Origin of the sequence: Candidatus Thiodiazotropha endolucinida (genome assembly GCF_001715975.1) — a bacterium.
GTDB lineage: Bacteria > Pseudomonadota > Gammaproteobacteria > Chromatiales > Chromatiaceae > Thiodiazotropha > Thiodiazotropha endolucinida.
The window spans coordinates 50656-62551 of sequence record NZ_MARB01000007.1; the positions used below are offsets into that span (position 1 = coordinate 50656).

The window sequence follows — 11896 nt, forward strand, 5'->3', positions numbered from 1 at the left end:
CCACAACTCTCTTTTTGATTACAGTGAACGATTCGATTCTGAAAATTGTATGTTTTATTGCGTTTTTTGCAGTGATTCGCATCCATTTGCAGCCTGCATTTCTTCCATTGATATTCACCTGATTGAGAGCGGAGCCATTTTATAAGGGATAGGGGACTTAGGCTCCATTGGCCCTTATAATAATGCTTTTTTACTTCAGAGGTGTGCGTGAATTCAGCCAGCAGGTTTTCCGACTGGTTCGAGACGTTGAAGGTCTATTGGCAGCCTGGAGCCCGTAGTATGTTGTTTCTCGGCTTTTCCGCCGGACTGCCCTTGTTATTGGTCTTCGGCACCCTGTCGTACTGGCTGAGAGAGGCGGGCATCGCGCGGTCTACCATTGGATTCCTCAGTTGGGTGGCGCTTGCATACGGTTTCAAATGGGTTTGGGCGCCACTGGTCGATCGGCTGAAACTCCCGTGGTTGACTGCCAGGCTGGGACGCCGCCGTGCCTGGATGTTGCTGGCGCAACTATCGGTGATTACCGGACTCTGCGGACTCGCATTCTCCGATCCTCTGCAGGGACTGCGCAGCTTTGCCTTATTGGCACTGCTGGTGGCCTTCTCATCAGCGACCCAGGACATCGTCATCGACGCCTATCGAATTGAGAGGGCAGCCGTCAGATTGCAAGGTGTCATGGCCGCCAACTACATGATTGGATACCGCATAGCAATGATTGTGAGCGGGGGTGGCGCGCTGGCGATCGCACAATGGGCAAGCCCGACTGAAAGTGGCTACTATCTCAACGCATGGATGGTCGCCTATCTAAGCATGGCGGCCTTGATGCTGGTGGGAGTGATTACAGTTTTAGTGATCCGGGAACCCGATGTCCATCCAACCAGGGCAACCCTGGAGCAGGAGGCGGCGGTAGACAGCATCATTGAACGTCAAGAATGGCTGCCGGGGCTGTTTCGCGCCTTAAGCGAGTGGTTCTACGGTGCGGTGATCAGTCCGTTCGCCGATTTTGTCCGGCGTTATCGTTGGCATGCAATCTTGATCCTGGCCTTGATTGCCACCTACCGGATCTCGGACGTGGTATTGGGGGTGATATCAAATGTCTTTTATGTCGATCTGGGATTCAGTAAACGTGAGGTTGCGGTCGTTGCCAATCTGCTCGGGGTGATCATGACCCTGCTTGGGGCAGTCATTGGGGGAATGTTGGTGACCCGGGTGGGGGTGATGCGTATCCTGTTATTGGGGGGTATTTTGGCCGCATCCACCAACCTGCTGTTTGCATGGTTGGCCGGCATCGGTCATAACCTGGCCATGCTGACGCTGGTGATATCAGCGGACAATCTTAGTGCCGGTCTCGCTACTTCGGCATTTGTGGCCTATCTATCCAGTCTTACCAACATATCCTATTCGGCCACGCAATACGCACTTTTCAGCTCGGTAATGCTTTTGCTGCCTAAGTTTGTCGGTGGCTTTTCCGGTGTCATGGTCGACGGCTTGGGTTATGTGAATTTCTTTCTCATAACCGCGTCTATGGGTATACCTGTATTGATCCTGATTCTGCTGGCAATGCGCCATCTGCCTCCGAGCCAGTTGCCCGATCATGAAGGGGCGGTCACTTGATACTCCACTATGCAACAAACTGCCGCTGAGGATGTGTGAATGATTGAACAAAGCAGTTATCTGGCCGCTTTTGTCGTTGGATTGCTTGGTGGCGGGCACTGTGTCGGTATGTGCGGGGGAATTGTAGGCGCACTCACTTTTGGTCTTCCCGCCTCGGTGCAGAGCCGCTTGCTCAATACCTTCCCCTATCAGTTGGGCTATAACCTTGGACGTATCACCAGTTATGTGTTCGCTGGCGCTATCATGGGCGGACTGGGTGTTTTGTTGACACAGGCAGTGCCTGTCTATGTCGCACAACGGGTGTTGTTGGTGATTGCGGGTGCTTTTATGATCCTGCTTGGTCTCTATCTGGGTGGATGGTGGACAGGGTTAGCCAGAATCGAGCGTGCGGGAAACCTGTTATGGACGAAGATTGAACCCTTCGCCCGTAAATTATTACCTGTAAAGTCACCTGGTCAGGCTTGGATTCTGGGATTGGTATGGGGTTGGATTCCCTGCGGATTGGTGTACAGCATGCTGGTGTGGACAGTGTCGGCCGGGAGTGTGGCGAAAGGGGCGGGGCTGATGCTTGCCTTCGGACTCGGTACGCTGCCCAATCTCTTCGTCATGGATATCTTGGCAGGCAGCCTTGCACGGTGGTTCAAGGATATCCGTGTCAGGCGAGCCGCCGGATTAATTGTCATTCTATTTGGAATTGTAACCCTTGCGAGGGCCTTGTGATGGTATCGAACCGGTCTCCTGCTTGGACTGCATTATCAACACGACAAACTTGGTCGCCGGGTCAATAACGCTCAGTCCATATCAGGAGAATCCAACAAAGCCTGTCGATTGAGATTAGTCGATGAAAAACTCCTGTGACAACTTTGCCGTGTAGTAGCGGGTTTCACCTTTTGGTTGAACCTGGATCTCAAAGTTGAGTTTCTCCTGGTCAGCGATACGGAATTCTCCAATGTAGTAGACAGCATCGCCTTCGGTGATTTTTCGCATCGGAATACTGATCAATTGTCCGCGTATATTATTGGCCTTGGCCAATACGACGGCTTCTGAGGATTCACCAGTTGTTCCCTCTACAGACTTGATGACACTGACATTCAACATACCCCGGTATTTACTCCGCTGAATGCCGTATTGCCTCGCGATTGAGGGCTCCAATAAGGCGCTGGGGATGGCATTGTGGTGAATGGTGAATCCGGGTATCGCGGTACTGTTTTCTGCCCAGCAGGTGGCGGTCACAAGGAAAAACGAAAGGAAAACAAAAACTTTTTTGGTACAAAACATAAACAAACCCCTCCTGATATGATGCCGGTCTGGGTGGCCGGTCTTTGTTGTAGTCTCAGTGTAGTCGATCAGTGTGCATGGGTGAAGTGGCCGATGAGTATGCAGGTAAAGGTCTAGAATCAGTGACCCACACAGCTCAATTCAATCCAGCGCATCCACTTCCAAAAAGTATATCCTTACGTAAAACAGCGTGGTGACTGTGAATCATAAGAATCTACATTATAGTTTTCCGCAGAGGTCGTCCTCAGGAGACATTCTGCTTTACCAGTTTGGGTTTCTGGCGTTGACTGTGATGCAGTGGACGGTTGTTACTGATCCGGTTGGACATGTTACGCAAGGAAGTTAACTGGCGAGCCAGTTCTGTATACTGCTCCTGCAACTCGAGGATACGGTATTGCAGGGTATTGCGTGATTGTCCAATCTTCTGCAGGTTGTTGAGACGTTTCTCCATCATCTCCTTGTGATCTTTTATCTGCATCACCAGGGGCTCGAGGGCGCTCACGATCCATTGATTGATTTCGGAATCAGCACGCTGGAAGATGTCGCGTGCACGTTTTACAAGTGCGGAGAAGAAGCGCTTAACGACAAAGTTCTGTTCCATCATGGCAGTAACCGGGCTGTTGCGAAAGATCTCTGCCTCCTGATGCAGCAGTTCCAGTTCAACCCGGTATTTTACAATTGAGAACATTTTTGGTTGCACGACTGCAAAGCCATGTTCGTTTTGAAATTTACGATAGATGGCGCGGATCAGCTTTCGGGTCTGTTCACTTTGTGTGACCACTTGGAGCATGGTGCGGCGTGTCTCCTCAAAAAGATTTTTCATTGAGGTCTTCATACCGCTTGTGGTCCAGCTGTTGGTCATCTCCTTTCTGCATTTAGTGATGGTTTCATCGAGCTGATTGAGACTGAGAATCTCTGACAATAGGCCGGCTTGCTGTTTAAGTTGCTTGCGACTCTGTTGGAATGTGTCCACATCGCGCAGGTACTGGGCCTGTTCGCTACGGGTCTTTTCCATCAGGTTATTGATGACATCGTCACTCTTGTCGCTCAGCTCCTCCAGTTCTTCGAGTTGATATTTTGTCTCGTTAAGTTTGCCCGACAGCATACTGCGACTGTTGTCCAGCATCTGGCCGACATCGGAACTGATGGTGTCGAGAACAATCTGTTGCTTGATGTTCAGTACGTCCTGGCCCAGATAGTTTTCCAGATCCAGCAGCCCGCTCTTATCCAGTAGTTCCGGTTCATTTTTGATCTTGGCCAGCAGTCCCTTTTGCGCAGAGATGGGAAAGACCGCTTTGGATTCCACTCCCAACATCGCGGCCGTGTCACTTTGCTGGCTTTGGATGGCATCATGGATATCCTCGTGCTCACGCAGGTCGTCCCACAAGGTATCGATCTTGTTCAGCACCACCATCAATCCTCGTTGGCGACCACTCTGGAAACCCTTCACGTGGTGTTGCCAGATCTCCATGTCACTGCGGGTCACGCCTGTATCGGCGCCAAGCACAAAAAGCACCGCCTGGGCGGCGGGCAGCATGTTCAAGGTCAGTTCTGGCTCTGTTCCCAGTGCGTTTAAGCCGGGGGTATCGAGTATGGTCAGTCCCTTTTTCAGCATATCGTGCGGGAAGCTGATCATGGCATGGCGCCATTTGGGTATCTCTACGGTTTCCGGAGGCTCGTCCTGATGGGGATGCAGCTCCTGACTGTAGAGACCCAGATGCTTGGCTTCCTCCAGGGTAACCGTCTTGGTCTGGATGACTTCATTCAGGGCGGCCTGCATCTGTTCAACCGAGTCGATTTCCAGGGGGTAGTGGACCCACTGCTTGGTATCGTGCCGCAACTGACTCAGTGTACTGTCCTGCAGACGTGTCTCGATAGGCAGCAGGCGCACATAGGCTTCATGACGCACGTCATCGTAGAAAATCTCGGTGGGGCACATGGTTGTGCGGCCGGCATCGGATGGGAGCAGGCGCCTGCCGTAATCGGCAAAAAAGATGGCATTGATCAGTTCGGTTTTGCCACGGGAAAATTCGGCGACAAAGGCGATAGTCAGCTTGTCACCCCTGAGGGTGGTCAAGGTTTCTTCGATACGCTGCTCGATGTCGGCGGAGGACATTCCGTTCTCTTCCAGCCAGGGACCATACTCCTCGATGGTGTTGATGACATCCGTCTTCCACTGTTCGTAAGCCTTTAACTGTTCTTGAAATCTTACCTTTTCCATGCCATTGCCCCAATAATTTAAGCCGGAACAGACCCTTATCAACTTTTTAGCTAAACGTCATGATACGCGAGGAGTGCCCGGGACGCCATATCCGGATAGCTTAATCTTCAAATTCTATCGGCAGTCGGGAGGGGGACTTTAACCGCACAGTCTTGCTGCGGGAGCTTTTTCCGCCGATCAGTTCGACCCGGGAGGCGGGAAGACCGAATGCCTTGGCGAGGAGCTTCAGCAAGTGACGGTTAGCCTTACCGTCAACAGGTGGTGCCGTGATGGCGATTTTGTACTCATTTTCACCGTAGGGGCCGATAAAGGTATCCCGGGACGCCTTGGGCTGAACACGCAGATGGAGGATCAGATCCTTCTGATCCCAGCGATACCAGGTCACAGAAAAGGACTGCTCGTGATCTGGCGGAGTGGGGGCAACAGCAGCATTTTCAGCAATATAAGGCCAATCATGACCAGCATAGGTGAGAGATCGATGCCACCCATCGGGGGAAGAATCTTCTGTGCCGGCCGCATCAGAGGACCAGTCAAGCTGTACAGCAAGGCCGTGGCCGGGTTATAGCTGCCTGGGTTCACCCAGCTGAGGATAACCTGAATCAATATCCCAAACAGATAGATATTGATGAATAATTCCACCAACTCAGGAATGGCCCAGATGAAGGGGGCAATCAGGTTGATACCGGTTCCGGCAAGACTAATGATGAGAAACAGCTCGATGGCCTTAAGCAGCCAGGCGAGTATGAGTGAGGAGAGGTCTATACCGCCAACACCTGGAATTATCCGGCGAAAAATTTTCAATGGAGGGTTGGTCACTTTCACTAGAAATTGGGAAATCGGGTTGTAGAAATCCGCTCTTACCAGTTGCAGCAGGAAACGCAGCAACACTGCCAGGATGTAGAGCCCGAACAGTGTCTGTATCAGAAAAACGACGGGATCGGTAAGGTAACTGCCACCCATTATTGCTCTCCCAGCATTTCTGAGAGCTCGACTGAGCGCTCTTGGGCCCCATGTAAGGCCATATCGATCAGGGTTCGTATCTTACCCTCCTCGAGGATATCCAGAGCACGTTCTGTCGTACCACCCGGAGAGGTGACCTTTTGTCTCAAGACTGCAGGTGAATCACTGCTCTCCAGGGCCATGCGGGCGGCGCCCAAGGCCGTCTGCAGGGTGAGCAGGCGGGCTGTATCCTCATCCAAACCCATCTGCCGGGCGGAGGACTCGATCGCCTCCATGATGAGAAAGAAGTAGGCGGGGCCACTGCCGGAGACCGCTGTGACAGCGTCCATCATCGACTCCTCCTCAACCCAGCGCGTAAGTCCCACTGCCCGCAGTATGCTCTCGGCCTGGTTACGCTGTGCCTCGCTCACCCCCGGGCCGGCATGAAGACCTGTCGCCCCGGACTGAATCATGGCTGGGGTGTTCGGCATACTGCGTACCAGGGCCACTTCACCTCCCAGCCAATTTCGCAAGCTGGACTCCTTGACGCCGGCCGCGATGGATATCACCAGCGGTTTGACCTGCTGTATGGCTGCTGCCAGGTCCTGGGCCACTGATTTGAGCACTTGCGGTTTGACCGCCAATACGACCACCTCGGCGTTACTGATAGCGCTGTTATTGTCTGATTGAGTATGAACGCCGCAACGGGCAGCCAGCTGGGCGAGCTTCTCAGCGTCGGGGTCGCTGACCGTGATACGCTGCTTCTCGTAGCCGTCGGCAATCAAGCCGTTTATCAGGCTGGTGGCCATGTTGCCGCCACCAATGAATGTAATGTTGTTGTTACTCATGCCGTTGCTGTTGACTAATGTTGAATGGGTGCAAATGTTATTGATTATACTGCCGCGGGCCGAAAATTGCGGTGCCGATTCTGACGATTGTAGTACCTTCGGCAATGGCGGCTTCGAGATCGTCGGACATACCCATGGATAGGGTGTCCAGCGGTATTTTCGCGCTCTTCAGCTCATCACGCAGTAATCTTAACCGCTTTAGGGGGGTGTGTTTAGCGGCTTCATCGGCTGCGGGCGCGGGGATCGTCATCAGACCCCTGATGCGTACATTGGGGAGTGCGGTACAGGCCTCGAACTGTTCTCTCAATCTCTCCTCGCTGTAACCATCCTTGCTCGATTCGCCGCTGCTATTGACCTGAAGACAGATATTCAAAGGCGGCAGATCGGAGGGGCGCTGGTCACTCAATCGAGTGGCGTGTTTCAGACTTGCAACACTGTGGACCCAAGTGAAATTTTCAGCGATCGCTCGGGTCTTGTTGCTCTGAATACGACCGATAAAATGCCATTCCAGCCCTTTGCCCCGTAACTGCTCGATCTTTGTCAGCGCCTCCTGAAGATAGTTCTCTCCGAAACGTTGATGCCCGAGATCCGCCAGCAAACCGATCTCTTCGGCACTCCTGGTTTTACTGACAGCGAGTAGCTTAACGCTACCCGGTGTTCGCTTAGCTGCTTTTTCCGCTTGATGAATCCGATTCAACACCCTTTGATAGTGCTGCAGGAGGCTGTTTCTTGTCTGATCTGTCACGCTTGATACGCCATTAAAAAATTGTGCGGATGGCCTGGTTGTTCGGTTGAATTTGATACTATGCTGCAAAATGAGGCCTGGTTAATGTCATTTCAAGTAAAAGCGCCCTGGATTTTAAAGCGCTTTCTTAATTTTTAACCTCAACACGGCTAAACTAATCTACTTTTAGGACGATAGCTATGAAAAGCGCAAATCCAGGGATTGATAGATGCCATCATCGCGGAACATCGCTACAGTGTCTATATAGCGTCTCGTCATGTGTCTTAAGATTTCTAATGGGGGAATGAATGGATATCGCTGAACTTCTGGCCTTCAGTGTCAAGCATAACGCATCAGATTTGCATATATCTGCCGGTTTGCCGCCCATGATTCGTGTGGATGGCGACATCAGGCGCATCAATGTCCCCGCACTTGAACACAAGGTCGTGCACGCGCTTGTGTATGACATCATGAATGATAAGCAGCGCAAGGACTTCGAGGAATTCCTTGAAAACGACTTTTCCTTCGAGATTCCCGGATTGGCGAGATTTCGTGTCAATGCCTTCAATCAGGCACGCGGAGCCTCGGCTGTTTTTCGCACCATCCCATCCAAGGTGTTGACGCTGGAAGAGCTCGGTTGTCCTCAAACCTTCAAGGATATCGTGGATGTACCCCGGGGACTGGTGTTGGTGACCGGACCGACCGGTTCCGGTAAGTCGACCACGCTTGCCGCCATGATGGATTACAAAAACGACAATGACTACTCCCATATCCTCACCATCGAGGATCCGATCGAGTTTGTTCACTCCAGTAAGAAGTGCCTGATCAACCAGCGCGAAGTGCATCGTGACACACTGGGGTTTTCCGAGGCGCTGCGTTCCGCATTGCGTGAAGACCCGGATATCATACTGGTCGGCGAGCTGCGTGATCTGGAAACCATCCGCCTGGCGCTGACTGCCGCCGAGACCGGCCACTTGGTATTCGGTACCCTGCACACCAGTTCGGCGGCCAAGACGATCGACCGTATCATTGACGTATTTCCGGCGGGGGAGAAGTCGATGGTGCGCTCGATGCTCTCCGAATCGCTGCGATCCGTCATTGCGCAAACCCTGCTGAAAAAGATCGGCGGCGGACGAATTGCGGCATGGGAGATCATGATCGGCACGCCCGCGATACGTAACCTGATCCGTGAGGACAAGGTTGCCCAGATGTATTCCGCGATTCAGACCGGCCAGGCGGCGGGTATGCAGACCATGGACCAGGCACTGAAGGAGTTGGTGCAGCGCGGTGTTGTAAGCCGTCTTGATGCAAAGGCCAAGGCACAAAATAAGGATCAGTTCTAAACTATAGTTATCTTCCGGGTGTATGATGGCACCCGTTCGGCCCTGAAAGCGGTTGCTGCACGCTGCCATTTGTTTACTGCTACAGGTTGGTATGTGAATGAAGAGGATAAGATTATGGATTTGAACGTACTCCTGTCCGTGGTCGTCAAAAACAAGGCGTCCGATCTGTTCATCACCGCCGGGCGGGAACCCTCTATCAAGGTAGATGGAAAGATCCATCCGATCAACAAGACCCCTCTGACACCCAGGCAGACCAAGGAGATGGTCTACAGCATCATGACTGATGCGCAACAGAAGGAGTTCGACGAAACCAAAGAGTGCAATTTCGCCATCAGTGCGAAAACACTGGGGCGTTTCCGTGTCAGCAGCTTCTTTCAGCGCGATACCGTGGGCATGGTGTTGCGTCGCATCGAAACCAAGATACCCAGCCTGGAGTCACTCTACCTGCCCTCCATTCTGCAGGACCTCTCCATGGTGAAGCGTGGACTGGTGATCTTCGTGGGCGCCACCGGTACCGGCAAGTCGACCTCTCTGGCCGCCATGATCGGCTATCGGAACACCAGGGGCGAGGGCCATATCGTCAGTATCGAGGACCCCATCGAGTATATGCATGATCACGACAAGTGCATCATTACCCAGCGTGAAGTGGGCATAGATACCGAGTCCTATGAGGTTGCGCTGAAGAACACCCTGCGCCAGGCACCCGATGTGATCCTGATCGGTGAGATACGTACCCGTAAAACCATGGAACATGCGATAGCCTTTGCCGAGACCGGCCATCTCTGCCTATCGACCTTGCATGCCAACAACGCCAACCAGGCGCTCGATCGTATCATTCACTTCTTTCCGGAGGATGCCAGAGACCAGATCTTCATGGATCTCTCCCTGAATCTGAAGGCAATCGTGGCTCAACAACTGATCCCGCGTGTGGACGGTAATGGTCGACGGGCTGCCGTCGAGGTGATGCTGAATACGCCGTTGGCCGCAGAACTGATTCGCAAGGGCGAAATCCACAAGCTCAAAGAGCTGATGAAGCGTTCCACGGAACACGGCATGATCACCTTTGATCAGCATCTCTTCCAGCTCTATGAAGAGGGCGTCATCAGCTATGAGAATGCCTTGGCCCATGCCGATTCCGCCAATGATGTACGCTTGATGATCAAACTGGGCGCTTCACATACCAGCGACTCGCTCATCGATGAACTGGATGGGATCACCCTGTCGGATGATAAACGCTGAACCCATTTTAGAGGCGATGTTACTGTTCTAAACCTTCGAGATAGCGTCCAGTCATCTGATACTGTTTTTCCGACTCGTTTGCGATACCGCCGTCATCGTTCAAAATCATCTCGCAATTTTTCGCCATTCGGGCCTGCATGGCCGCTTTCCACGCCCCACGGGCGCCGCTCTGATCATCGCTTGAGAGGGAGGCTGCCGCGGCCGCTGCGACGAAATGCTCGGCCTGTGCCGCCCAATCGGCATCACTACCACAGGCGGTGTAGGTTTGCGTCGCAAATGCCTTCACTGTCTTATGGATCTGCTCCAACTCCGCCGGTGAAATATCCGGGTCAATAGCCGCATCTATCGCACGGCTGATACGCGGGTCTTGGCTCAAATGGCCTACATTGGCAACAAACTGACCACCCAGAGCACGCTGCTCTACAGGTGAAAGTCCACTGATGGCTTCTCGAAGATCATGGTCATTGGTGATGGTTTGGGGCATGAGAGATCCCTCCTGAGAAACACTCAATCACAGATAGGAGCATCTGATTAAATATCATAGATTTGGCGTGCTGCGGGGGTGATGATCCAGATCAGTTAATTAGCATATTCTGGTAAAACAAAGCACAATTCAGTATGAATCGTCTGGGGACAGGTTATTCCAGTAGCGAGACTATCTCCTGAAACTGATTCTGCCGGGCCCAATCCAGGGCCCGCTTTCCGCTAAAATCGCTAATCTCTCGATCTGCCGGGTATCTCAACAGGTGCTCCACGGCCTCTCTGTGACCGCGTTTTGCTGCCCAGATCAAAGCAGTCCATCCTTGCGTCATCTCGACTTGATTGATATCGGCGCCCGCCTTGATCAACAGATCGATGATAGCCGGGTGATTGTTCGACGCAGCCAGCATCAGGGATGAATAACCCCCTTTGTCCTTCCGATTGATGTCCGCGCCGGCCAGAATCAGGCGCTCAACCACTTTGGTGTGGCCGTTCAACGCGGCCTTCATCAGGGGTGTCCAGAAACAGGCATCCTTGACGTCGATGACTGCATCATTACCTTCGATCAGCCTGGAGAGGGTAGGGAGGTCACCGTTTTCAGCTGCAATCAGCAATGCCGGGGCCGGCGTCTCATCCTTGTTGGCCTCTTCCGGCGTATCGTTGCTGCAGCCGTGCAAGCTCAGCGCAAGCGGCAACAGCCAAATGAAGAGGCGCGTGGGAGTGGTATGAATGGTTCTTATTCTCTCCATTCTCTCCAGCTCGAAGAAAGGCACAATGCGGATTCGCAATCAGCGCCAAAATTTCAGGCGTCTATTTCTCGGGCGTCTTCTTGGGATCGAACAGGTGATTGGGAAAGGGTGTGATATTCGAATTGGAGTCTATCTCAATGATTTTGCCGGGCCCATGTTCCTTCTTCTCCACTTCATCGATACGAATCACCGCATGGATGGGTATCCGCGTCCGGTGAACACCGGAGAACTCCTCTTTCAGCTTTTCGGCAGAAGGATCGACGACTACCGAGCTGGTCTCCTGAAATATCAGGTCCTCGATCTCGACAAATCCATAGAGTTCACCCTGACGCACGGTTCTGGCGAAGATTTCGTAGACCTTTCCCTGGTTCAGAAAGACAACTTTATATATGCGCATGGCTGACTCTACATTTCAGGATTGAATCGTTGTATTACCAGAATCCGCATACTCGAATTCCACTGTT

General features: G+C 52.6%; 13 protein-coding genes. 4 read left to right on the plus strand and 9 right to left on the minus strand.

Going from position 1 to position 11896, the window contains the following annotated elements:
* The first annotated feature begins 207 nt into the window (after positions 1 to 207).
* Positions 208 to 1611, plus strand: coding sequence for an AmpG family muropeptide MFS transporter (locus tag CODIS_RS07450; RefSeq protein ID WP_069123201.1), 1404 nt, complete (start codon positions 208 to 210; stop codon positions 1609 to 1611).
* A 39-nt stretch (positions 1612 to 1650) separates the two neighbouring features.
* Entirely contained in the window at positions 1651 to 2331 is a 681-nt protein-coding gene (locus CODIS_RS07455; RefSeq protein WP_069123206.1) for a sulfite exporter TauE/SafE family protein, read from the plus strand.
* Between the two features lie 114 nt (positions 2332 to 2445).
* Here CODIS_RS07455 and CODIS_RS07460 read toward each other — a convergent pair whose 3' ends face one another.
* From CODIS_RS07460 to CODIS_RS07485, 6 genes are all read right to left on the minus strand, one after another.
* On the minus strand, positions 2446 to 2889 hold the full coding sequence (locus CODIS_RS07460; RefSeq protein WP_069123210.1) for a DUF4426 domain-containing protein: 444 nt from the start codon (positions 2887 to 2889) through the stop codon (positions 2446 to 2448).
* Between the two features lie 244 nt (positions 2890 to 3133).
* Positions 3134 to 5110: a dynamin family protein gene (locus CODIS_RS07465; RefSeq protein WP_069123215.1), complete on the minus strand. Its 1977-nt coding sequence runs from the start codon at positions 5108 to 5110 to the stop codon at positions 3134 to 3136.
* A 100-nt stretch (positions 5111 to 5210) separates the two neighbouring features.
* The gene (locus tag CODIS_RS07470; RefSeq protein ID WP_069123220.1) at positions 5211 to 5495 is read right to left on the minus strand and encodes a DUF167 family protein; all 285 of its coding nucleotides are present in this window, start codon (positions 5493 to 5495) and stop codon (positions 5211 to 5213) included.
* On the minus strand, positions 5492 to 6070 hold the full coding sequence (locus CODIS_RS07475; protein WP_201259015.1) for a YggT family protein: 579 nt from the start codon (positions 6068 to 6070) through the stop codon (positions 5492 to 5494). Before CODIS_RS07475 ends, CODIS_RS07470 begins: the two co-directional genes overlap by 4 nt.
* The gene (gene proC, locus CODIS_RS07480; RefSeq protein ID WP_069123229.1) at positions 6070 to 6897 is read right to left on the minus strand and encodes a pyrroline-5-carboxylate reductase; all 828 of its coding nucleotides are present in this window, start codon (positions 6895 to 6897) and stop codon (positions 6070 to 6072) included. Before proC ends, CODIS_RS07475 begins: the two co-directional genes overlap by 1 nt.
* A gap of 37 nt (positions 6898 to 6934) precedes the next feature.
* Entirely contained in the window at positions 6935 to 7642 is a 708-nt protein-coding gene (locus tag CODIS_RS07485; protein ID WP_069123241.1) for a YggS family pyridoxal phosphate-dependent enzyme, read from the minus strand.
* Positions 7643 to 7929: 287 nt separating this feature from the next.
* On the opposite strand from CODIS_RS07485, the gene CODIS_RS07490 reads away from it, so the two are divergent.
* Together CODIS_RS07490 and CODIS_RS07495 are read left to right on the plus strand one after the other, a co-directional pair.
* Positions 7930 to 8964 carry a type IV pilus twitching motility protein PilT gene (locus tag CODIS_RS07490; RefSeq protein WP_069123245.1) on the plus strand — a complete coding sequence of 345 codons (1035 nt, stop codon included), beginning with the start codon at positions 7930 to 7932 and terminating at the stop codon, positions 8962 to 8964.
* A 114-nt stretch (positions 8965 to 9078) separates the two neighbouring features.
* Entirely contained in the window at positions 9079 to 10203 is a 1125-nt protein-coding gene (locus CODIS_RS07495) for a PilT/PilU family type 4a pilus ATPase (protein WP_069123662.1), read from the plus strand.
* 19 nt (positions 10204 to 10222) lie between these two features.
* On the opposite strand, the gene CODIS_RS07500 is transcribed toward CODIS_RS07495, so the two are convergent.
* From CODIS_RS07500 to CODIS_RS07510, 3 genes are all read right to left on the minus strand, one after another.
* Entirely contained in the window at positions 10223 to 10687 is a 465-nt protein-coding gene (locus CODIS_RS07500; RefSeq protein ID WP_069123248.1) for a hypothetical protein, read from the minus strand.
* A gap of 154 nt (positions 10688 to 10841) precedes the next feature.
* Positions 10842 to 11432 carry an ankyrin repeat domain-containing protein gene (locus tag CODIS_RS07505; protein WP_069123260.1) on the minus strand — a complete coding sequence of 197 codons (591 nt, stop codon included), beginning with the start codon at positions 11430 to 11432 and terminating at the stop codon, positions 10842 to 10844.
* Between the two features lie 61 nt (positions 11433 to 11493).
* The gene (locus CODIS_RS07510) at positions 11494 to 11829 is read right to left on the minus strand and encodes a DUF1820 family protein (protein WP_201259016.1); all 336 of its coding nucleotides are present in this window, start codon (positions 11827 to 11829) and stop codon (positions 11494 to 11496) included.
* Positions 11830 to 11896 lie beyond the last annotated feature (67 nt).

Bases quoted from the DNA above. Each gene is read 5' to 3' on its own strand.
- CODIS_RS07455 (WP_069123206.1), top strand. From the start codon at position 1,651: ATGATTGAACAAAGCAGTTATCTGGCCGCTTTTGTCGTTGGATTGCTT.
- CODIS_RS07460 (WP_069123210.1), bottom strand. From the start codon at position 2,889: ATGTTTTGTACCAAAAAAGTTTTTGTTTTCCTTTCGTTTTTCCTTGTG.
- CODIS_RS07465 (WP_069123215.1), bottom strand. From the start codon at position 5,110: ATGGAAAAGGTAAGATTTCAAGAACAGTTAAAGGCTTACGAACAGTGG.
- CODIS_RS07475 (WP_201259015.1), bottom strand. From the start codon at position 6,070: ATGGGTGGCAGTTACCTTACCGATCCCGTCGTTTTTCTGATACAGACA.
- proC (WP_069123229.1), bottom strand. From the start codon at position 6,897: ATGAGTAACAACAACATTACATTCATTGGTGGCGGCAACATGGCCACC.
- CODIS_RS07490 (WP_069123245.1), top strand. From the start codon at position 7,930: ATGGATATCGCTGAACTTCTGGCCTTCAGTGTCAAGCATAACGCATCA.
- CODIS_RS07495 (WP_069123662.1), top strand. From the start codon at position 9,079: ATGGATTTGAACGTACTCCTGTCCGTGGTCGTCAAAAACAAGGCGTCC.
- CODIS_RS07500 (WP_069123248.1), bottom strand. From the start codon at position 10,687: ATGCCCCAAACCATCACCAATGACCATGATCTTCGAGAAGCCATCAGT.
- CODIS_RS07505 (WP_069123260.1), bottom strand. From the start codon at position 11,432: ATGGAGAGAATAAGAACCATTCATACCACTCCCACGCGCCTCTTCATT.
- CODIS_RS07510 (WP_201259016.1), bottom strand. From the start codon at position 11,829: ATGCGCATATATAAAGTTGTCTTTCTGAACCAGGGAAAGGTCTACGAA.